The 20457-nt window shown below is 72.0% G+C and carries 21 protein-coding genes and 1 pseudogene; 8 read left to right on the plus strand and 14 right to left on the minus strand.

The features are described 5' to 3' along the window. Nucleotides 1–14 precede the first annotated feature (14 nt). The 4 genes from E4N63_RS22650 to E4N63_RS22665 all read right to left on the minus strand — a co-directional run bounded on the left by E4N63_RS22650 (nucleotide 15) and on the right by E4N63_RS22665 (nucleotide 4889). Nucleotides 15–917: a carbohydrate ABC transporter permease gene (locus E4N63_RS22650; RefSeq protein ID WP_374112815.1), complete on the minus strand. Its 903-nt coding sequence runs from the start codon at nucleotides 915–917 to the stop codon at nucleotides 15–17. Beyond that, entirely contained in the window at nucleotides 914–1873 is a 960-nt protein-coding gene (locus E4N63_RS22655; RefSeq protein WP_125626885.1) for a carbohydrate ABC transporter permease, read from the minus strand. Before E4N63_RS22655 ends, E4N63_RS22650 begins: the two co-directional genes overlap by 4 nt. A gap of 5 nt (nucleotides 1874–1878) precedes the next feature. Further along, nucleotides 1879–3189, minus strand: a complete 1311-nt coding sequence (locus E4N63_RS22660; RefSeq protein WP_125626884.1) for an ABC transporter substrate-binding protein — start codon at nucleotides 3187–3189, stop codon at nucleotides 1879–1881. 662 nt (nucleotides 3190–3851) lie between these two features. Next, a complete protein-coding gene (locus tag E4N63_RS22665) occupies nucleotides 3852–4889 on the minus strand; it encodes a LacI family DNA-binding transcriptional regulator (protein ID WP_019709123.1) in 1038 nt (345 codons plus the stop codon). A 126-nt stretch (nucleotides 4890–5015) separates the two neighbouring features. On the opposite strand from E4N63_RS22665, the gene E4N63_RS22670 reads away from it, so the two are divergent. Beyond that, nucleotides 5016–6143 carry an endo-1,4-beta-xylanase gene (locus E4N63_RS22670; protein ID WP_125624515.1) on the plus strand — a complete coding sequence of 376 codons (1128 nt, stop codon included), beginning with the start codon at nucleotides 5016–5018 and terminating at the stop codon, nucleotides 6141–6143. Nucleotides 6144–6276: 133 nt separating this feature from the next. On the opposite strand, the gene nirD is transcribed toward E4N63_RS22670, so the two are convergent. The 5 genes from nirD to E4N63_RS22695 all read right to left on the minus strand — a co-directional run bounded on the left by nirD (nucleotide 6277) and on the right by E4N63_RS22695 (nucleotide 12524). Further along, nucleotides 6277–6678, minus strand: a complete 402-nt coding sequence (nirD, locus tag E4N63_RS22675; protein WP_125624516.1) for a nitrite reductase small subunit NirD — start codon at nucleotides 6676–6678, stop codon at nucleotides 6277–6279. Then, nucleotides 6675–9224 (minus strand): nitrite reductase large subunit NirB, encoded by a 2550-nt coding sequence (nirB, locus tag E4N63_RS22680; protein WP_230242603.1) that lies wholly within the window; start codon nucleotides 9222–9224, stop codon nucleotides 6675–6677. Before nirB ends, nirD begins: the two co-directional genes overlap by 4 nt. Nucleotides 9225–9354: 130 nt before the next feature. Next, entirely contained in the window at nucleotides 9355–10926 is a 1572-nt protein-coding gene (locus tag E4N63_RS22685) for an NAD(P)/FAD-dependent oxidoreductase (RefSeq protein WP_230241567.1), read from the minus strand. 180 nt (nucleotides 10927–11106) lie between these two features. Then, nucleotides 11107–11946 (minus strand): oxidoreductase, encoded by an 840-nt coding sequence (locus E4N63_RS22690; RefSeq protein WP_230241568.1) that lies wholly within the window; start codon nucleotides 11944–11946, stop codon nucleotides 11107–11109. After that, on the minus strand, nucleotides 11943–12524 hold the full coding sequence (locus E4N63_RS22695; protein WP_230241569.1) for a TetR/AcrR family transcriptional regulator: 582 nt from the start codon (nucleotides 12522–12524) through the stop codon (nucleotides 11943–11945). Before E4N63_RS22695 ends, E4N63_RS22690 begins: the two co-directional genes overlap by 4 nt. 174 nt (nucleotides 12525–12698) lie before the next feature. On the opposite strand from E4N63_RS22695, the gene E4N63_RS22700 reads away from it, so the two are divergent. The 3 genes and pseudogenes from E4N63_RS22700 to E4N63_RS22710 all read left to right on the plus strand — a co-directional run bounded on the left by E4N63_RS22700 (nucleotide 12699) and on the right by E4N63_RS22710 (nucleotide 14018). Beyond that, complete coding sequence (locus E4N63_RS22700) at nucleotides 12699–13481, plus strand: TSUP family transporter (protein WP_125624520.1); 783 nt, start codon at nucleotides 12699–12701, stop codon at nucleotides 13479–13481. Between the two features lie 30 nt (nucleotides 13482–13511). Then, nucleotides 13512–13817 (plus strand): annotated as a pseudogene (locus tag E4N63_RS22705) (Scr1 family TA system antitoxin-like transcriptional regulator); the annotation flags it as partial. 3 nt (nucleotides 13818–13820) lie between these two features. Then, nucleotides 13821–14018: a DUF397 domain-containing protein gene (locus tag E4N63_RS22710; RefSeq protein ID WP_230241570.1), complete on the plus strand. Its 198-nt coding sequence runs from the start codon at nucleotides 13821–13823 to the stop codon at nucleotides 14016–14018. A 65-nt stretch (nucleotides 14019–14083) separates the two neighbouring features. On the opposite strand, the gene E4N63_RS22715 is transcribed toward E4N63_RS22710, so the two are convergent. Together E4N63_RS22715 and E4N63_RS22720 are read right to left on the minus strand one after the other, a co-directional pair. Next, complete coding sequence (locus E4N63_RS22715; protein WP_019709133.1) at nucleotides 14084–14293, minus strand: 4-oxalocrotonate tautomerase family protein; 210 nt, start codon at nucleotides 14291–14293, stop codon at nucleotides 14084–14086. A gap of 140 nt (nucleotides 14294–14433) precedes the next feature. Beyond that, nucleotides 14434–15189, minus strand: coding sequence for an SDR family oxidoreductase (locus E4N63_RS22720; protein ID WP_125624522.1), 756 nt, complete (start codon nucleotides 15187–15189; stop codon nucleotides 14434–14436). 158 nt (nucleotides 15190–15347) lie between these two features. On the opposite strand from E4N63_RS22720, the gene E4N63_RS22725 reads away from it, so the two are divergent. Together E4N63_RS22725 and E4N63_RS22730 are read left to right on the plus strand one after the other, a co-directional pair. Then, complete coding sequence (locus E4N63_RS22725) at nucleotides 15348–16136, plus strand: helix-turn-helix transcriptional regulator (RefSeq protein WP_230241571.1); 789 nt, start codon at nucleotides 15348–15350, stop codon at nucleotides 16134–16136. Between the two features lie 212 nt (nucleotides 16137–16348). Further along, nucleotides 16349–17551, plus strand: a complete 1203-nt coding sequence (locus E4N63_RS22730) for a VanZ family protein (RefSeq protein WP_230241572.1) — start codon at nucleotides 16349–16351, stop codon at nucleotides 17549–17551. 33 nt (nucleotides 17552–17584) lie between these two features. On the opposite strand, the gene E4N63_RS22735 is transcribed toward E4N63_RS22730, so the two are convergent. From E4N63_RS22735 to E4N63_RS22745, 3 genes are read right to left on the minus strand one after another with little or no spacing between them, the layout of a single operon-like run. After that, entirely contained in the window at nucleotides 17585–18019 is a 435-nt protein-coding gene (locus E4N63_RS22735; protein WP_125624524.1) for a PRC-barrel domain-containing protein, read from the minus strand. After that, nucleotides 18019–18588: a PRC-barrel domain-containing protein gene (locus E4N63_RS22740; protein ID WP_125624525.1), complete on the minus strand. Its 570-nt coding sequence runs from the start codon at nucleotides 18586–18588 to the stop codon at nucleotides 18019–18021. Before E4N63_RS22740 ends, E4N63_RS22735 begins: the two co-directional genes overlap by 1 nt. After that, nucleotides 18585–18728, minus strand: coding sequence for a hypothetical protein (locus tag E4N63_RS22745; RefSeq protein WP_185831248.1), 144 nt, complete (start codon nucleotides 18726–18728; stop codon nucleotides 18585–18587). The genes E4N63_RS22740 and E4N63_RS22745 overlap by 4 nt, the downstream gene beginning before the upstream one ends. 281 nt (nucleotides 18729–19009) lie before the next feature. Between E4N63_RS22745 and E4N63_RS22750 the strand changes: the two genes are divergently transcribed. Together E4N63_RS22750 and E4N63_RS22755 are read left to right on the plus strand one after the other, a co-directional pair. Then, nucleotides 19010–19366, plus strand: coding sequence for a helix-turn-helix transcriptional regulator (locus E4N63_RS22750; RefSeq protein WP_230241573.1), 357 nt, complete (start codon nucleotides 19010–19012; stop codon nucleotides 19364–19366). Continuing rightward, nucleotides 19359–20318, plus strand: a complete 960-nt coding sequence (locus E4N63_RS22755; RefSeq protein ID WP_230241574.1) for a permease — start codon at nucleotides 19359–19361, stop codon at nucleotides 20316–20318. The genes E4N63_RS22750 and E4N63_RS22755 overlap by 8 nt, the downstream gene beginning before the upstream one ends. Nucleotides 20319–20457: the final 139 nt, after the last annotated feature.

Here is a 20457-nt window from a genome sequence, read left to right on the forward strand (position 1 = left end):
GGGGGCGGTGCCGTCTACTTGCCGCCGACGCCCATCAGGCCGCTGACCAGCTGACGGCGGGCGAAGAGATAGACGACGAAGATGGGCACGATCGACAGCACGACGGCCGCAAGCAGCGCCGGGATGTCCACCCGGAACTGGCCGACGAAGTCGTAGAGGCCGAGGGTCAGCACCCGGGTCTCCGGGGACTGGGTGAGGATCAGGGGGAACAGGAAGTTGTTCCACGCCTGGAGCGAGGCATAGACGATCACCGTGGAGATGCCGGACCGGCTGAGCGGTACGACGAGCTGCCGCAGGATGCGCAGCGAACTGGCCCCGTCCAGGGCCATGGACTCGTACATCTCCTCGTCGATGTCGCGCATGGTGCCCGCCAGGATCACGACGCTGACCGGCAGCGTGAAGGCCGCGGTCGGGAGGATGATCGCGAGCAGCGAGTCGTAGAGATGCATCTTGGTGATGATCAGATAGACCGGGATGATCACGGCCTGCGCGGGAATGGCCAGACCCAGCAGGAAGACCTGGAAGATCCGGTTGGACATCCGGCTGCGGGTGCGGACGACGGTGTATCCGATCGTCACGGCGAGCACCACCACGATGGCCGCGGTCGCCACGGTGACGATGGCCGTGTTGGTGAGGTAGGTCAGGAAGTCGCTCTCGAAGACCTTGCGGTAGTTGTCCAGGGTCGGGTCGCCCGGCACCGACAGCGCTCCGCTGTCGAGATAGTCGTCCCGGGTCCGCAGGGTGGAGGTCACCAGGGCGTAGAGCGGGACGCCGACGATGAGCAGCCAGATCAGGGAGGCGAAACCGGCCGGGTAGTTCCATCGCGGCAGCCGGAAGGACCGCCGTCCGGACGCGGGCCGGGGGCCGCCGTGCTCCGGTGAGCCGGTGGCGGGGCGCTTGGACAGCACGTCGGTCACATTCCCTCCCGGGTACTGCGCATGGCGCTGAAGCCGGTGAGTCGTACGAGGAGCAGGGAGATGCCGGTGGCGATGGCGACCAGGATGGTGGCGATGGCGCTGGCGTAGCCCATGTCGAACGCGTCGAATCCGGTGGTGTACATGAGGAACGGCACGATGGTCGTGTCCGTACCGGGACCGCCCTCGGTGAGGATGAGCACGGTGTCGAAGAAGGTCAGCGCACCGACCACCATCAGCACCGAGGAGGTGATGACGGTGTTCTTGAGCTGCGGCAGGGTGACGCTGAAGAACTGCCGGACGGTACCGGCCCCGTCCACGTATGCCGCGTCGTAGAGCGACTTCGGGATCTGCCGCGCGCCGCCCTGGTAGAGCAGCGTGTGGAACGGGATGAACTGCCAGGAGGCGACGAACAGCACGGCCGCGAAGGCGCCCTGGGGGTCACCGAGCAGATTGCCGTCGGGGAAGCCGATGTACGGGCCGATGTCGGCGATCAGACCGAAGTTCGGGTCGAGCAGTGACTTCCAGAGCAGCGCCAGGGCCACCGAGGAGGCCAGCAGCGGCAGGAAGAAGATCGCGGAGAGGACGGCGCGGTTGCGCTGCGGCCCTGCGGCCCAGACGCCCAGCAGCAGCGCCACCGGGGTCTGGAAGAGCCAGGACAGCCCGGTGAGCAGCACGCTCAGCCAGATGGCCTGCCGCATCTCCGGGTCCTCCCAGAGCCGGGACCAGTTGGCGCCGCCGGTCCACTCGGGGAGGCCGAGGCCCTGCCACGAGGTGAAGGACAGAGCCACGACCAGCAGCATCGGGATGATCGCGAAGAAGGTGAAGAAGAGCAGCCCGGGGACGGCCCAGCCGAGGCCCGGCCGCCCCGCGCCTGATGAGGCGCGGGACGGCCGGGCCCTGACCGCTCCCGTGGGGGGCTCTTTCACCGTGGTACCAGGGGTGGCGGACGCCGGCATGTGACTTACAGACCCTTCATCGCTTCGACGAAGTCCTTCGGCGAGAGCTGGCCGTTGAAGAGCTTCTGGATGTTGGTGAGCATGGGCTCCGCCTGCTGGGACGGGAGCGCCTGGTCCCAGGAGAGGGTGAAGTTCGGGGCGGCCTTGACCATCTCGTACTGGAACTCGGCGTACTGCGGGGCGTCGTGGGCCTTCAGCCGCTCCTCGGCGTCGGAGGTGGTGGGCACGTCACCGTTGGCGACCAGGTCCTTGACGTACGCGTCCTCGGCGGCGGTCTTCACGAACTCCAGAGCCGCTTCCTGCTCCTTGGCCTTGGCGTTGATCGACCAGTAGTTCGTCGGGTTGCCGACGACGTTCTTGGGGTCGCCCTCGCCGTCGGGGAGGGCCGGGAAGGAGGTCCAGCCGATGCCGTCCTCGGCGAACTTGGGCTGGTTCGCCTTCTGGTTGGCGTACTCCCAGCTGCCCATCAGGTGCATGGCGGCGCGGTCCTTGGCGAAGAGGGTGGAGGCACCGTCCTCGGTGTAGTTGACCGACGCGTAGTTCTTGCCGAACGCGCCCCGGTCCACCAGTTCCTTGATCTGCTCGGCCGTCTTGAGCACGGCCGGGTCGCCCCAGGCCTCGGAGTCGCCGTCCTGGATGCGCTGGAAGACCTCGGCGCCGCCGTTGCGGTCGAGCAGGTACTCGACCCACATCAGCTCGGGCCAGGCGTCGGCGCCGGCCAGGGCGAACGGGGTGACACCCTCCTCCTTGAAGGTGTCGACGAGGGCGAGCATGTCCTCCCAGGACTGCGGGGGCTCGGCGTCGGCCTTCTCGAAGACGTTCTTGTTGTAGAACAGGATCACCGGCTGCATACCGCGCATGGGGACGCCGTAGTACTTGTCGTTGACCTTGCCGGCGTCGACAATCGTGTCGATGAACGCGCCCTTGAGGTCCGGGTCCTTCTCGAACTCCGGAGTGAGGTCGACGAGCATGTCCTTCTCGACGAAGTTGGCGATGCTTCCGCCGCCCCAGTTGAAGAAGACGTCCGGGGCGTTGGGGGTGCCCATCGCGGTACGGAGCTTGTCCTGGTAGCTGTCGCCGGGGACCTTGGTGAGCTTGGCCTTGACGTCGGAGTTCTTGTTGAACCGCTTGACGGCCTCGTCCTGCACCTTGGTCGAGGCGTCTCCGTAGACCCAGACGTTGAGGGTCCCTTCCTCACCGCCTCCGGAGCCTTCGGGGCCGCTGCTGCCACAGGCGGCCAGGACGGACGAAGCGACGATCGTGGCCGTGACGGCGGCGATGGTACGGCCGCCTCTACGTGACAGGTTGTTCCGCATGGCACACCTTCCGGAAGCTTTCCGAAAATTATCGGTCGATGTTTCTGGAAGTTACGGATCCATCATGAGCTGTGTCAACGGCTGTAACGAAAATGGGATCGGAGGGTTCGTGCCGGAGGGGTTCGGGCGGCCCCCCCGGGCCGCCGTACGGGCACCCGAATGCCGGGGCATGGAGGGCCGGTTGACGGGGTGCCGGAAGGCCGGGCCGCCGGCGCGGTCCGCGGAACGGGTGCAGGGGCCACGGGGGTTGCCGGTTGCCTGAGGCTACCGCCCCGGCGCCCGCGTCCGCGTTCGCCGGTGCTTCCCGGTGCGGGTGGCCGAGGGGGTGTGTGGGACCCAAGTGTCCATTGGGGCTGTTTGGGGCTGCCGGGTTCGGGGGCCGCCGGGGTGGGCGGGATGCACAGGGCCGGCCCCGGGTCGGTGGTGCGGCCGGCGCGGGAGGTTCACGCTCTCCCGCCCTCACGGGGCGCCGGGGCGCCGAGGGCACCAGGGGCCCCGAGCGGGTCCGGAGGGGCGCCTGAGGGGCCCGCCGGCTGCGGGCCCGGGGCCCTGTGCCCCGGAGCCGCGGACCCCGGAGGGCGCCGGCGGCGGGACCGGCCGGACGGGCTGGACCGGCGGCGGGGCGGTCGGACGGGCTGGACCGGCGGCGGGGCCGGCGCCGCTCAGGACTCCCGGGCGGGCGCCGCCGAGCTGTGCCGGACGATCAGCTCGGTCGCCAGCTCGACCCGCGGGGAGTCCAGCTCCTCACCCCGGGCCTGGCGCAGCACCGTACGCGCCGCGACCTTCCCCATCTCGGCCAGCGGCTGCCGCACGGTGGTCAGCGGCGGCGAGGACCACCGCATCTCGGGCAGGTCGTCGAAGCCGACGACGCTCACGTCGTCCGGCACCCGCAGTCCCCGGCGGCGCAGCGCCTCGATCGCGCCCAGGGCCATCTGGTCACTGGAGGCGAAGATCGCGGTGGGCGGTTCGGGCAGGTCCAGCAGTTTCTGCGCTCCGGTGAAACCGGACTCGTGGTAGAAGTCGCCGCCCACCATGAGTTCGTCCACCGCGGGGATGCCCGCCGCCTCCAGCGCGGTGCGGTAGCCGTCCATCCGGGCCCGGCTGCACAGCAGCCGCATGGGGCCGCCGATGAAGCCGATCCGGCGGTGCCCGAGCTCCAGCAGGTGTTCGGTGGCGGCCATGCCGCCCGCCCAGTTGGTGGCGCCGACGGTCGGGGCGTCCAGGGCGGGGGAGCCGGCCGGGTCCACCACCACGATGGGGACGTCCAGCCGCCGCAGTTCCTTCTGGAGCAGCGGTTCCAGGGCGGAGGTCACCAGGATGACGCCGTCGGAGGCGCGGTCCCGCAGATTCTCCAGCCACTGCCGGGTGGCACCGGCCCGGCCGTGGGTGGCGGAGACGACCGTGCCCATGCCGGCCGCGTGCGCCACCTCCTCCACGCCCCGGATGATTTCCACGGCCCACGGGCTGTCGAGATCGCTGAAGACCAGGTCGATCAGGCCCGCCCCCTCGCGGCCGGCGGTGCCCCGCCGCTGGTAGCCGTGGCGGCGGAGCAGGTCCTCCACCTTGGCGCGGGTCTCCGGCGCCACGTCGGACCGGCCGTTGACCACGCGCGAGACCGTCGGGACGGAAACCCCCGCTTCCTGTGCGATCGCCGTGATCGTGACCTTGGGTCGCGACTGCCCGGCTTCGTCGACCGCCATGGAACCTCCTTGCACCACACCCGTTGACGGGTGTCCCAACCAGCTCTAGCGTTCCCGGCGCAGCCTCCGAAAACTTGCAGCATTCTTCCGGAAAACTGGAAGCGCGTGAAGCTGAGAGGGAACCTCATGAATCTACTGCGCGTCCGGAGGGCCGCGGTGGCGGCTCTCGTCACGACCGCCCTGCTCGGTGGTCTCGGCGCTGTCTCGGCCTCGCCCGCGACCGCCGCGGAGACCTCCGGAGGAGCCCACGGCGAGGCTCACCGCAAGGCCCACGGCAGGACGCTGAGCGATGCCGCCGCGTCGACGGGCCGCTTCGCCGGCACGGCCGTCGCGGCCCACCGGCTGGACGATCCCACCTACGCGCGTATCGCCGCCACGCAGTTCAGCAGTATCACTCCCGAGAACGCGATGAAATGGGAGTCGGTCGAGCCGGAGCGCGGCGAGTTCAACTGGACCGACGCCGATCGTATCGCAGACTTCGCGGATGCGAACGAGCAGGATCTGTATGGACATGTCCTGGTGTGGCACAGCCAGCTCCCCGCCTGGCTGAACGAGGGCGACTTCAGCCCGTCCGATATCCGTACCATCATGACAGACCACATCGCCACCGTGGCAGGCCGCTACAAGGGCCGGGTGGACCGGTGGGACGTGGTCAACGAGGCGTTCAACGAGGACGGCACCTTCCGGGAGACCATCTTCCACAACGCCATGGGCGAGGACTACATCGCCGAGGCCTTCCACGCCGCCCACCGGGCGGACCCGGACGCGAAGCTGTTCATCAACGACTACAACACCGACGGTCTCGGCCCCAAGAGCGACGCGACGTACCGGCTGGTCAAGAAGCTCCTGGCCGAGGGCGTGCCGATCCACGGCGTGGGAGTCCAGGGCCATCTGGTGCTCGGACAGCAGCCGGAGGACATGAAGGCCAACCTCCAGCGCTTCGCCGACCTCGGCCTGGACGTCGTCGTCACCGAGCTCGACATCCGCATGGAGCTGCCGGTCACCAAGAAGAAGCTGCTCCGGCAGGCCGTCGAGTACAAGGCCGTCACCGACGCCTGCACGGCCGTCGCCCGCTGCGAGGGCATCACCGTCTGGGGCTTCTCGGACGCCGACTCCTGGGTGCCGGGCTGGTTCGAGGGCGAGGGCGCGGCCTGCCCGTACGACGAGGAGTACCGGCCGAAGCCGGCCTACTACGCCATGAAGCTCGCCTACACCGTGGCCGGATGGAAGCACCACCTGCCCGGACGGCGCTGAGCCGCGGACAGCCGCCCGCCCCGCCGCATGGCTCCGGCGCGCCCCGGCCCGTGAGGGACCGGTGGCGCGCCGGACGCGTGTGCGGACGACGGCGTGGAGGGCGGCGGCCGCGGTGGTGCCGACCGTGGCGGTCTCAGCTCCTGCGCGCGGTGTACGCGGGCACGGCCACCGAGGCGTCGTCCAGGCACTGGCCGGTGGCCAGGTCGAAGCGCTGCTTGAGCAGCGGCGAGGCGACGAACGGCCGGCCGTCCCGCCCCGTGCGGCCGATCAGCCCGCGGGAGAGGACGTAGGCGCCGGTGAACGGGTCCTGGTTGCCGATCGCGTACACCGCGCCCGCCCGGTCCAGGAAGACGGCCGCCTGCCGCCCGTCCGGCAGCAGCACCGCCACCCCGCGGCCGGGTGTGAGGCCGGCGGTGTCGCAGACCGCGTGCCAGCGGTTGCCGACCAGCAGTTCGACACGGGTCGTGGTGGTGGTGGCCGTACCGGCGGCGGCCGGGGTGAGCCGGTCCAGGGTGGTCTCGGGTGCGAGCGTCATCGGGCGGAGCTCCCTTCGAGGGTGCGGACGGGGAGAACGGGGCCGGCCAGGATGTCGAGGTCCGGCTTGACCTGGTCGCGTTCGGGCACGAAGCGGACGGACGGGTCGGGGGTGCCCGGGGCGTTGACGAAGGAGACGAAGCGGCGCAGCCGCTCCGGGTCCTCCAGCGTCGCGCCCCACTCGTCGCGGTAGCCGGCGACATGGTCGGCCATCAGCCGCTCCAGTTCGCCGCAGATGCCGAGCGAGTCGTGCACCACCACGTCCCGGACGTGGTCCAGGCCCCCTTCGATCCGCTCCAGCCAGACGGAGGTGCGCTCCAGCCGGTCGGCGGTGCGGATGTAGAACATCAGGAACCGGTCGATGAGGCGGACCAGTTCGGCGTCGGACAGGTCCTGGGCGAGCAGGTCGGCGTGGCGCGGGTCGGCGCCGCCGTTGCCGCCGACGTACAGGTTCCAGCCGTTCGAGGTGGCGATGACCCCGAAGTCCTTGCCGCGCGCCTCCGCGCACTCCCGGGCGCAGCCGGAGACGGCGGACTTCAGCTTGTGCGGCGAGCGCAGGCCCCGGTAGCGCAGCTCCAGTTCGATGGCCATCCGGACCGAGTCCTGCACGCCGTAGCGGCACCAGGTCTGCCCGACGCAGGACTTCACGGTGCGCAGCGCCTTGCCGTACGCGTGCCCGGACTCGAAGCCCGCGTCGACCAGCCGGGCCCAGATCTGCGGGAGCCGGTCCACGCTGGCGCCGAACAGGTCGATCCGCTGCCCGCCGGTGATCTTCGTGTAGAGCCCGAAGTCGCGGGCCACCTCGCCGATCACGATCAGCTTCTCCGGGGTGATCTCACCGCCGGGGATGCGCGGGACGACCGAGTAGGAGCCGTTGCGCTGGATGTTGGCGAGGAAGTGGTCGTTGGTGTCCTGGAGGGCGGCCTGCTCGCCGTCCAGGACGTAGCCGTCGGCACCGATGGAGGGGGCGAGGGAGGCGATGATCGAGGCCACGGTCGGCTTGCAGATCTCGCAGCCGTCGCCGCCGCGCGCCTCCTCACGGCCGTGCTCGTCGAGCACCTGTGCGTACGAGGTCAGCTGCCGCACCCGGACGATCTCGTACAGCTCGGCGCGGGTGTGCGCGAAGCAGCCGCAGAGGCCCTTGTCGACGCTGACGCCCTGGGCCTCCAGCTCGTGGTTGACGAGCGTGGTGAGCACCTTGACGCAGCTGCCGCAGCCGGTGCCGGCCTTGGTGCACTTCTTGACCTCGGGCACCGTGCCGCAGTTGTGCTCGGTGACGGCTCCGCGGATGCTGCCCTTGGTGACGTTGTGGCAGCTGCAGATGACGGCCTCGTCGGGCAGCGCGGACGGCCCCAGCGCGACCGGCGCCCCGGCCCCCGCGGGCAGCACGAGCTGCTCGGGCGGCACCGGCGGCACGGACCCGGTGAGCGGGCGCAGCATGCCGTAGGCGTCGGCGTCGCCGACCAGGACGCCGCCGAGCAGCGCACCGTCGGGGCCGACGACCAGCTTCTTGTAGACGCCGGAGCGGGAGTCGGAGTAGACGACGTCGAGGCAGCCCTCGGCGGTGCCGTGCGCGTCGCCGAAGCTCGCCACGTCCACCCCGAGCAGCTTGAGCTTGGTGGAGGTGTCGGCGCCGGTGAAGGCGGCCTCCGCGCCGGCGATGGCGGCGGCGGCGGTCTCGGCCATCTCGTAGCCGGGGGCGACCAGGCCGTAGACCCTGCCGTCGGCGGCCAGGGCGCACTCGCCGATGGCGTAGACCGCCGGGTCGGAGGTGCGGCAGCTCTCGTCGACGGTGATGCCGCCGCGCTCGCCGACCGCCAGGCCGCAGTCCCGGGCGAGCTGGTCGCGGGGGCGGATGCCGGCGGAGAACACGACGAGGTCGGCGGCGAGCACGGAGCCGTCGGAGAGGGCCATGCCGGTGACGGAGCCGCCGTCGCCGGTGGTGATCTCCCGGGTGCCGACGCCGGTGTGCACCTCGACGCCCATGTCCTCGATGGTGCGGCGGAGCGCGGTGCCGCCGCCCTCGTCCACCTGGACGGGCATCAGCCGGGGCGCGAACTCCACGACGTGCGTCTCCAGGCCGAGGCCCTTGAGCGCCCCGGCGGCCTCCAGGCCGAGCAGGCCGCCGCCGACGACCGCGCCGGTGCGGGAGTTCTTCGCGTACTCCTCGATGGCGAGCAGGTCCTCGATGGTGCGGTAGACGAAGCAGCCCTCGGCGTCCTTGCCGGGCACCGGCGGGACGAAGGGGTACGAGCCGGTGGCGAGCACGAGGGTGTCGTACCGGAGCGTGCGCCCGGCGCGCGAGGTGACGGTGCGCGCCTCGCGGTCGACGGCCACGGCCGGGTCGCCGAGGTGGAACTCGATGCCGTGCTTCTCCATGAACTCCGGCTCGGCGAGCGCCAGGTCCTCCGGGGCGCGGCCGGAGAAGTACGAGGTGAGCTGGACCCGGTCGTAGGCGGCGCGGGGTTCCTCGCAGAACACGGCGATGTGGGCGCGCTCCGTCAGCCCGCGGTCGGCGAGGGCCTCCAGGAAGCGCTGGCCGACCATGCCATGGCCGACGAGGACGATGGTGGGACGGCCGGTGCCGTCGGTGCCCGGGGCGGTGCCCGCGGTCGCGGCGAACGTCCCGTTCACGCCGTTCACGCGGTTGAGGCGGGGGGTCCGGTCGGGTGCCATCTCAGCGACCTCCGTCATCGGTGAGCAGATGGAGCAGGGGAGCGGAGGGCAGCGGCTCGTCGCCCTCCCAGGTGCGGGCGAGCGCGCCGACAGTGCCGAGATCGCCGAGAAGGATTCCGCCGACAAGCCGGTCGCCGCGGACGACGACCTTGCGGTACGCGCCGCGCGTGGCGTCGGAGAGATGGATGACGTCGTCCCCGGGGGCGGGGGTGGTCTCGCCGAAGGCGGCGAGGTCGAGAGGGCCGGCGGCTGCGCCGGCTCCGGAGTCGTCCGCCGCGGGGCCGGTGGTGCCGGATCCCGGCGCGGCGGCGAGCGCGGTGGCCGCGGTGGCCGCGGCGTCCCCGGCGGCAGCGGTGGCGGCCCCGGCGGTGACGGGCTGCGGCTCCGGGCGCCGCGGATCCGGGCGAAGGGCGGACAGGTCACCGTCGTCCGCCGGGACCGGTACCGGGACCGTCCGGCCGGTGGCGGCGGCGCCGTTGCCGCCACCACCGGCCGGCAGCGGGCCGGACCAGGCCGGCAGGCTGAGCCGGGTCAGGGCGCGGGTGCCGCGGTAGCGCGGGGCAGGACCGCCCGCGGCTCCGGCCAGCACCCCGGCCAGGACGTCGGCCTGCTCCTGCGCGGCCCCGGCCAGTCCGTAGACGATGCCGTCGTGCTCGGCGCAGTCGCCGATGGCGTGGACGCGGGGGTCGGCGGTGCGCAGTTCGTCGTCGACGACGATGCCGCGCGCGACCTTCAGCCCGGCCGCCAGCGCGAGGCCCGTGCGGGGCCGCACCCCGCAGGCGAGGACGACGATCTCGGCGTCGAGCCGGAAACCGTCGGCGAGCTCCACGGCGGTCACCTCGCGGGCGGACGAGCCGCCGTCCCGGGTGACGCTCCGGGTGCGCAGCCCGCGGACCCGGCACTCGGTGTGCACCTCCACGCCCAGCGCCTCCAGGTGGCCGCGCAGCATGCCCGAGGCGTCGGCGTCGAGCTGGCGTTCCATGAGGTGCTCGCCCTGCTGCGCCAGTACCACCTGCGCGCCGCACCGGGCGAGGGCCCGTGCGGCGGAGACGCCGAGCAGCCCGCCGCCGATCACCACGGCGCGCACGCCGGGGCGCACGGCCTCGGCGAGCGCCCGGCAGTCGTCGAGGGTGCGGAAGGGGTGCACCCCGGCCGGCAGATCGCGGCCGTCGGGCTCGAACAGGCCGCGCAGGGGCGGCAGTACGGGGTTGGAGCCGGTGGCCAGCACCAGCGCGTCGTACGGCACGCTCTGCCCGTCGTCGCACAGCACCAGCCGCGCGTCGCGGTCGATCCGCACGGCGCGCACGCCGGTCAGATGCCGCACGGAGGCGCCGGGGGCGGGCAGGGCGATCACCTCGGGCCCGTACCGTCCCGCGAGGACGTCCGCGAGCAGGACCCGGTTGTACGGACCGTGCGGTTCCTCGCCGATGACGGTGACGTCGGTGCCGCCGGCGGGCGCACCGCCGCCGAGGGCGGTCAGCTGCTGCACGAGCCGGGCACCGGCCATGCCACCGCCGATCACCACAACGCGACGGCGGCCCGGGTCCCGGTCCGGCTCCTTGTTCGAGGTCATACGGAGAGCGTGCGCGGCTGCTGTTTCCCGACCGCATCCCCGCTGTTTCCCCCCGGCAACGCTGCCCTCAGCGGGCCCCGCCCCTCACTGTGAGCCGGATCGGCTCCCGTGGGGCCGCGGCCGGCCGGCGTGCGGCACCGCGCGGTGCACCGGTCCGCGGTCGCGGCAGGGGCCGCGCGGTCAGACCGCCGCCCTGAACTGCCGGCGCAGGTAGGCGTCGAAGACACCGGCACCGAACAGCCGGCGGATCTGGACCAGCAGCCGGGCGGCGGGCGTGATCACGTAACGGGTCCGCGGGCGCGCTCCGGTGGCGGCGCGCTCGATGACCTCGGCGACCGCCTCGGGCGGGGCGGACAGCGTACGTGACTGGAAGGACCGGGCCATCTGCTGGTCCATCGCGTCGTTCAGCCGGGTGTACGGGCCGGTCGCAGCGGCGGAGCCGGCCAGAGTACGGGCCGCGGTGCCGCCGAACGCGGTACGGATCAGGCCGGGCTCGACCAGGCTCACCTTGATCCCGAACGGTGCGGTCTCGAAGCGCAGCGCGTCGGTGAGGGCTTCGACCGCGTACTTGCTGGCGTGGTAGTAGCCCGCGACGGGGAAGACGAGCCGGCCGCCCATGGAACCGACGTTGACGATGCGGCCGTGCCCGGCGGCGCGCATACCGGGCAGCACCAGCTGGGTCAGCCGTGCCAGACCGAAGACGTTGGTCTCGAACTGGCGGCGTACCTCGGCCAGATCGGTCTCCTCGACGGTCCCGTACGCGCCGTATCCGGCGTTGTTGACCAGTACGCCGACCGAGCCGTGCTCGGCCTCGACGGTCTTGACGGCGGCGGCCATGGACTCCTCGTCGGTGACGTCCAGAGCCAGGGTGCGGGCTCCGGCCGCGGCGAGAGGGGCGAGCGTCTCGGGCCGGCGCGCGGTGGCGTAGACGGTCAGGTCCGGGCGGGCGGCCAGGCGCAGGGCCGTGGCCCGGCCGATGCCCGAGGAGGTCCCGGTGATCAGTATCGCGGTCGTGGTCATGCTGTCTCCTCGGAGTAGTGGTCCATGCCGGCGACGAACAGCGCGACGCCGTGACGCAGGCGCCGGACGGGGGCCTGTGGGTCGGTCAGGTCGGCCTCCAGGCCGCGGGCGAAGGCCAGGAGCAGCTGGGCCACCTCGTCCGCCCCGGCCTTCGGCAGATCCGGGCGGGCGGCGGTGATGGCCGAGGTGAGCAGCTCGCACATGGCCGTCTCGTAGGCCTCCAGCAGATCCGCCGACTGACGGGAATCGACCCCGAGCAGTTCGGCGGCGTGCGCCGGGCTGTCCCGCCACACCCCGGCGGTCAGCCGCAGCTTCACCTCCAGCACGCCGGTGAGCCGCTCGGCCAGGTCTCCCCGGGCCGTCGCCGCGGAACGGGCGTCGCTCAGCGAGGCGTCCAGCAGCCGGGTGGTCAGGCGGCGGAACGCGTCCTGCTTATTGCGGACGTACTGGTAGACGCCGGGCCGGGACAGGCCCGCCTCCCGGGCGATGTCGTCCATCGTGGTGCGCCGCACGCCGTGCCGGGTGAAACACGCATATGCGGCATCGAGGATCTGGTCGAGCCGCTCATCCTCCAACATGCTGACAATATTTGCATGGAATGTCAGTCTGTTCAACCCGGTGGCGGGGACCCGCCTCGCCGGGCCAGGGGTCCGGCGGTGGCCGGTTCCGGGCTTTCGTGCGGACGCACGTACGATTCCCCGGGTGGTGCGGTCGCCGGCGAAGCGCTTCCGCCGTGAACGGGAACTGCGGGGATGGACGACGTATCACTGGCGACCGTGGCCCTGCTGTGCCTGGCGGCCGTCTCCGCGGGGTGGATCGACGCCGTGGTCGGCGGTGGCGGGCTGCTCCAGCTCCCGGCGCTGCTCGTGGGGCTGCCGCACCTTCCGCCCGCGTATCTCCTCGGCACCAACAAGGCCGTGTCCATCGTCGGCACGACCGCCGCGGCCGTCACCTACACCCGCAAGGCCCCGGTGGACGTCGGGACGGCCGTGCGGATCGGGCTGGCGGCGCTCGGCGGCTCCCTGCTCGGGGCGTTCTTCGCCGCCGGCGTCGAGAGCGCGGTGCTCCGCCCGCTGATCATCGTCATCCTGCTGGGCGTGCTGGCCTTCGTCATGCTCCGCCCCTCCTTCGGCACGACGGTCCCGGTGAGCGGCCCGGTGACCCGGCGGCGCGTCCTGACGGCGATCCTCGTCGCGGGTCTGGGCATCGGCTTCTACGACGGCCTGGTCGGCCCGGGAACCGGGACCTTCCTGGTCATCGCGTTGGTGGCGATCCTCCACCTGGACCTGGTGACGGCCTCCGCCACCAGCAAGATCGTCAACGTCTGCACCAACTTCGGCGCATTGGTGGTCTTCACCGCGCAGGGCACGGTGCTGTGGAAACTGGCCGCCCTGATGGCCCTCTTCAACTTCGCGGGCGGCACCCTCGGCGCCCGTACGGCCCTCAAGCGGGGCAGCGGCTTCGTCCGCGTGGTGCTGGTGGTCGTGGTCCTCGGCCTGGTCGCCAAGCTGGCGTACGACCAGTGGCTGGGCTGAGAGGCTTCAGCCGGCGGACCCGCCGGCGGTCGCCAAGTCATGCGTGAGCAACTTGAGCGCCTGCTGGACAGTGCACGACTGCCGAACGTGAGGCTTCAGGTGGTGCCGTACTGCGCAGGCGCCCACCCGGGAATGACCAGCTCCTTCACCGTGATTTCCTTCGCCGAGCCCGGCGCGGTCGACGTGGTTCACATGGACACGACGTCAACTACGCTGTGGCTGGAGAGCGAGAGGGACGCCACGCGTCATGCCGCGCTCTTCGACCGCATCGCGCGACTGTCCCTGTCGCAACACGACTCACGCGCTCTTCTGGAAAGCATCCGCGAGGAGATTTAGGCCGTGCCTTCTTACGACTTCGTGAAGTCCACCTACAGCAGTGGGAGCGGGGAGTGTGTGGAAGTCGCGGGCAACGTCCCGGGCGAGGTCGCCATACGCGATTCCAAGACCCCGGACGGCCCGATACTCCGTGTCGCGGCCCCGAGCTGGGCCGTGTTCACCAGCGGCGTTGTGTCCGCCGGCCTCCGCTTCGGCGGTTGAGGGCAGGGCTGTGCGGGGCCCGGCGCCGTGGACCGTGGCAGCGGGCCCCGCACACGCAGTGGAGGTCAGGCGTCGCCGTTGAGCATGGCGGCGGTCAGGACGTCGCCGGCGACGCCCCAGCCGCCGTCGGCGACTTCGTCGACGAGGACGACAGTGGTGGGGCGGGCCCGCTCACCGTAGATCTCCGCGTACAGGTCGGTGGTGCGCTCGACGATCTTCTTCTTGTCCTCGGCGGTGATGGTGCCCGCGGGGACCTTGAAGTGGGCGAAGGGCATGGCTGGTTCTCCTTGGGCTGGTTTCTTCCGGGGCGCGGGAGCGTGTCCGGGGTGCGCGCCGCTTCCCTGCGGCAATGGGGCCGCTTCCCGGCCGGGGCCGGCGTGGTGTCAGAGGCCGGCGTGGGGCGTGAGCGGTGCCCTCACACCATGCCCCCGTTGGCCCGGAGGACCTGGCCGTTCACCCAGTGCCCTGCCGGGCTGGTGAGGAAGGCGACCACCTCGGCGATGTCCTCCGGGGTGCCCAGCCGTTCCAGGGGCGGGGCCTTGGCGAGCTGGTCGATCTGCTCGGGCGTCTTGCCGTCGAGGAACAGGTCGGTGGCCGTGGGGCCGGGGGCGACGGTGTTCACCGTGATGTCCCGCCCGCGCAGCTCGCGGGCGAGGATCAGCGTGAGCGCCTCGACGGCCCCCTTGCTCGCCGCATACGCGCCGTAAGCGGGGAACCGGGTGCCGACCACGGAGGTCGAGAACCCCACGAACGAGCCGCCCGCCCGCAGACGCCGCGCGGCCTGCTGGGCGACGACGAAGGTGCCGCGGATGTTGGTGCGGTGCACGGCGTCGAGGACGGTCAGGTCGAGGTCGGCGATGGGCGACAGAGCGAGCCGCCCGGCGCAGTTCACGACGACGTCCACGCCGCCGAACTCCTGCTCCGCCCGGTCGAACAGCGCGGCGACCGCGTGCTCGTCCGCCACGTCGGCCCGCCCGCCGATCGCCTGCCCGCCGGCGGCGGTGATCGCAGCCACCGTCTCCTCGGCGGCATCCGCGTCGCGGGCGTAGTTCACCACGACGGCCAGGCCGTCCCGGGCGAGCCGGTGGGCGACCGCCCGGCCGATGCCGCGTGATCCGCCGGTGACGACAGCGGTCCGTTCGGCCCCCGGAGGGGCATGGTTCGTAGTCATGTCCTCCACGATGCGCGGGACCCGCGGGCGGAACCAGGGGATGTCATCCCCTGTGTCCGCGGCCGGACGGCACGCAGAATGGGAGGCATGGGGTCTGCGAAATACACCAGCCGGGGGCCTTTCTGCGGTCGCGGCGCGGACGCATCCGCCCGGCCGACGTGGGACTGCCCCACGGGCCCCGGCGCCGCGTGCCCGGGCTGCGCCGGGACGAGGTCGCCCAGCTCGCCGGAGCATCGGTGGAGTACTACACCGAACTCGAACGCGGAGCCGGATCCCAGCCCTCCGAGCAGATGATCGCCGCGCTGGCGAGGGCGCTGCGCCTGACCGCCGACGAGCGCGACTACCTGTACCACCTGGCGGACCGCCCGGTGCCCGTGCCCGGCTCGGCCGGCTCGCACGTCCACCCCGGCATGCTCGACCTGCTCACCCGTCTGACCTCGACACCCGCACAGGTCATCACCGACCTGCACGTCACCCTCGTACAGAACCCGCTCGCGGTGGCGCTGCTCGGGGACCACTCCGGTCTCCGGGGTCCACGGGCCAGCTTCGTCCACCGGTGGTTCACCGAGCCCGACGCCCGGCGGCTGTATCCCGAAGCCGATCACCAGGGCCAGTCCCGCGCCTTTGTCGCCGACCTGCGGGCAGCCGCCGCGAGACGAGACGCCAGAGACACCGAAGCCGGCTCCATGATCAGCTCGCTGCTCGACGCCTCCCCCGAGTTCGCCGCCCTGTGGGCCGACCACGACGTGGCGTTCCGGCGCGACGACCGCAAGCGCCTCGTCCACCCCGTACTCGGCCTGATCGAGGTCAACTGCCTCAACCTGTTCAGCGAGGACGGCCGGCAGCGGCTGCTCTGGTTCACCCCCGCGGTCGGCACCGACAGCGCCGACCTCCTCGATCTGCTCGCCGTCATCGGCACCCAGGACATCAGCGAACCGACGCGCTGAAGCCTCCCCCTCGGGGCGGCCGCGTCATCCGGTGCGCGCGTTCCTGTGGTGGTGTGCGTTGACGGCCGGCGCGGGCCCTAGTCTGTTACCCGGCACGCACACCGAGCCCTCGGGGCCGGTCAGTTCGTTTCGGGCCGGCTGTCCGCCGTGCCACCCGCTTCCCGCAGTCCGGGGCGGAGCCTGCCGCCCGTCAGCCGCAGAAAGCGCACGCCGTGTTCCGCACCTACTTGTTGCCCGTCGAGGCCGCGGTCACCTGGTTCCCGCTCGTCGCCGCGGTGATCCTGGTGCCGGCCGCCGTCCGCGGATACCGCAGGCGCGGTCGGGCTGGCGGCTGGCCGGTTCTCGTGTTCTACAGCTTCGTCTTCTACCTGCTCGCCGCGCTGCTGCAAACGGTGATGCCGCTGCCCGCCGACACGGACGACTACTGCACCACCGTCCACTACGCCGCCGAGCCGCAACTGGAGCCCTTCGCCTTCACAGCGGCCATCTCCTCGGCGAGTGGCGGCATCTGGTCACCCGGCGTGCTGGCAGGTCTCGCCCCGGCATGGACCACCGTGCTCAACGCCGTGCTGCTCCTGCCGCTGGGCGTCTACCTCCGCTACCACCTGCGGCAGCGGCTGCTCCGTGCGACGTTCGCGGCTTTCGCCACTTCGCTGTTCTTCGAGACCACCCAGTACACCGGTCTGTGGTTCGTCTACGCCTGTCCCTACCGCCAGTTCAACGTGGACGACCTGATGCTCAACACCGCCGGCGCGTGCCTGGGGTGGTTCGCCGCCGGCCCTCTCATCCGGGTGCTGCCCGTCAACGACCCGGACCGCGAACGCCACCGCTACGCATGGCGCATCACCCTCACCCGACGGCTCCTCGCCTTCCTCACCGACTTGGCCGGCTGGCTCATCGTCTGGACGCTGGCCACCGGTCTGCTCGCCGTCGCCACCTCCTGGCCTGCCGGCCGGCACTACGCGCTGCCGGTCGGTGCCGCCCTCGGGCTGGTCTGGTTCTGGCTGCTGCCGGCCGTCTTCACGACCACCCCGGGCAAACGGGCCGTACTCCTGCGCCTCACCCGGCCCGACGGCACCAGGGCAGGTGCGCTGAGGCTCACCCTGCGCACCTGGATCGTCTACTGCCCCCTCGCCCTGGCCTGGACCGCCCTGGCCCACCACACGGCGTCGCTCGATCTCCCCGACCTCGCCGGCCGTCTGCTCCCGCACCTCGCCCTGCTCGCCGGTGTCCTCGTCTGGGGCGGCCCGGTACTGGCGGTCCTGCTGCGGCGGGACGAGGGGGCCTGGTACGAACGGTGGTCCTCCACCGTCAACACAGCCTTCCTCAGCCCCCGTGAATCCCCGGTTCCACCCCTTGGGGATGCCGCGGAGGCGCACTCTTCCGAGCGTCGCGTTCCCGGCGCCCACCGCTGACCGCCGCCCCGGTCCGGCGGAACGGGCCCCGGGTCAGGACTCCGTGGTGACGACGACGGCGTAGGAGCCGATGCCGGTCAGCGCGGCACCGGGGTGCTGGTCGTTGGCGCTGTGCACGGTCAGCACCGCTCCGGTGCCGGTGTCGATGTCGAGGTCCTGGAGGGTGCCGGCCTCTTCTCCCCGGGCGGTGAGGACGCGGCGGCCGACCAGGTCCTTGCAGACGGCGGCGGGGGCGGCGAGATCACCGTCGGCGTCCCGCAGGGCATCGGTGCGGGCCATGACCGCGTCGTGGCCGACGGCCTGGACGTTCTCCCAGGTGATGTAGGAGCCGGAACGGCCGGTCTTCTTCAGCCGCAGGGCGAGGACCCGCGGCGGCTGGGCGGCGAGGACGAGCCCGTCGACCCTGCCGATCCGGTGAGCCTCGGCCGTGTCCATGACCGGCAGGCCGGTGATCTGGGAGAGCAGCATCAGGTCTCCTGCAGGTGGGCGCGGAACGCCTGGACCATGCCGGCGAAACCGGGCAGGTCGTCGGCGACGAAGTCGGTCGCGGCGGCGGGGATCACCAGCGCCTCGCCGGAGACCGCGACGGTCTCCGCCAGCGGGACGTACACCGTGCGCTCCTGGCGGCCGAGTGCCTCACTGGAGGCGACCTGGTAGCCGGCGACGGCGGCCGTGGTCGCGGTCACCTCGATGACCACGTCCGTGACCTTCCCCACGTCCGTGCCGGCGTCGGTCAGCACCCGCGAGCCCAGCACGTCCCCGCCGCCCGCCTCACCGCGGTCGACGACCTCCTTCCGGGTCTCGAACGCCGCCTCGTCGCGGACCATCACCGCGTGAGAGCCCAGGGCGGTCACCGCCGTCCAGGGCAGGGCATGGCGCTTGGGGCCGGAGAACATGCCCCGTCCACTGAGCGTGAAGCCCGCCACCCGGCCCGCACCGCTCTCGAAGACGATGTCCTTCACCTGCGCGACCGCTTCGCCGGACAGCGTGACCACGGGACGTTTGCCGATCTCCGAGGCCAGCATCAGCGTGCTCATGATCTCCCCTTCCTGCCCGCCCGGCCGCGGCGCACCGCGATCACACCGCCGGACCGGCGCCGGGCCTGGACGCCCAGCATCGCCCCGATCACCACCACCGCCAGCACCCCGGCGATGACGAGCCACAGCCACCACTCCATCGCACACCTCCCGGTACGACGCCGGAAAGGCCGGCATCCCTCCTACCGGCATCCTGCCCGCATCTCCGGAGTACAGGCATGCGCCGTGGCAACGGCGCATCCGAACCCTCGGCCGGGAGACGGCTGACCGAGCAGGAGACGTGGCCGAGCCGGCCGCCTTCCCCCGGGCTTCGCCGGCTGCGGCGGTTCATGCACCGCGAAGGCAGGCACCCGCTCCACTGCGGTGCGGCCTCCGCCCGGCATTCATGTATCATCGGCGATGAACGATAGAGGAGGCCGTGATGCTGGACCGCGCTGACGCCGAGGCCTACGCGAGCTGGTTCGGGTGCCTGGCCGACCCGACCCGGCTGCAGCTGCTCCACCTGCTGGCGACCGCCCGGCAGCCCATGACCGTCGGCGCCCTCGCCGCCCGGGTGGGCGTGGGTCAGCCCACCGTTTCGCGGCATGTGCGGCGCCTTGCCGAGCTGGAGTTCGTGTTCGTCGAGCGTGTGGGCACCGCCAGCCATGTGCGGGTGAATCCCGACTGCCTGGCCGAGTTCCCCTCCGCCGCCGAGGTGGTCATGGGGCAGGCCCCGGTCAGGGCCGGCAGCAGGCGGCACACCCTGGCTCCGTGGCAGGCGGGGGGCGGGGATGCGTGAGCGGACAGCGGATGCCGCCGTGCAGTTCGCGGTACTGCTGGCCGAGCTCGCGGTCCTGATGACGGCCGTCGCGGTGCTGCTGGCATTGGGCGCCCGGCGCATCGGGGTGGCCCGGCTCCGGGAACGGCTCGGCGGCGGGCGGCTGCGCGGAGCGCTGAAAGGCATCCTGCTCGGCTTCGTCATGCCGTTCTGCTCGTACTCGGCGATCCCCGTGGTGGCAGGCATGGTCAAGGCCCGGGTCCAGACGGCCACGATCGCTGGCTTCCTGCTGGCCTCCCCGCTGCTCGACCCGGTCGTTGTGGCGGTGCTGCTCGCGCTGTTCGGCTGGCAGGCCACCCTCGGCTACGCGGTGGTGACCTTCGCTGCCGTGCTGCCGGCCGCACTGGCCGCGGACGCCGCCCGCCTGGAGCGCCACCTGTTGCCCGCCCGGGTGGCGGCCGGGCGCGCAGCACCGCCTGCCGGTGACCGCACAGCCGACGGTGCCCCTGTCTGCGGCACACCGGACCCGTTCGGCGACGAGACCCCTTGGCGGGGCGGACGCGCGGAGATCCGGCGGGCACTGCGCTACGCGATGGATCTGGCACGGAGTCTGGCGGTGCCGATGGTGATCGCGGTCGGCATCGCCACCGCGATCGTCGGTTTCGTCCCGCAGGACCTCGTTGCCCGCTGGGCGGGTTCGGACAACCCCCTCGCGGTGCCGGTCGCCGCCCTGCTGGGTGTCCCCTTCTACGTCTCCACGGAGGCGTTCCTGCCGATCGCCTCCGCCCTCGAGTCCAGCGGTATGGCCCTCGGTGCCGTGTTCGCTCTGGTCATCTCCGCGGCGGGAGTCAACATCCCCGAACTGGGCCTGCTCAGCCGACTGCTGTCGCCCCGACTGCTGGCCGCCTACACGCTTGCCGTGGTCGGCGTCGCCGTGGCCGTCGGATACCTCGTGCCCGTCGTAGTGCGGTGACAACCGCCGCCGCGACCCCGTCGGAACCGGAAGGCGCAGGGCTTGTGCCCCTCACGCGGCGTCGCACCGGAGTCGGACTTCCCCGCGGCCGCGCTCCGTGCGAGGAGGCGAGAACGGCGTGTGGGGGCCGGCTGCGCTC

It is taken from the genome of Streptomyces sp. MNU89, from assembly GCF_020982505.1.
GTDB classification, from domain to species: domain Bacteria; phylum Actinomycetota; class Actinomycetes; order Streptomycetales; family Streptomycetaceae; genus Streptomyces; species Streptomyces xinghaiensis.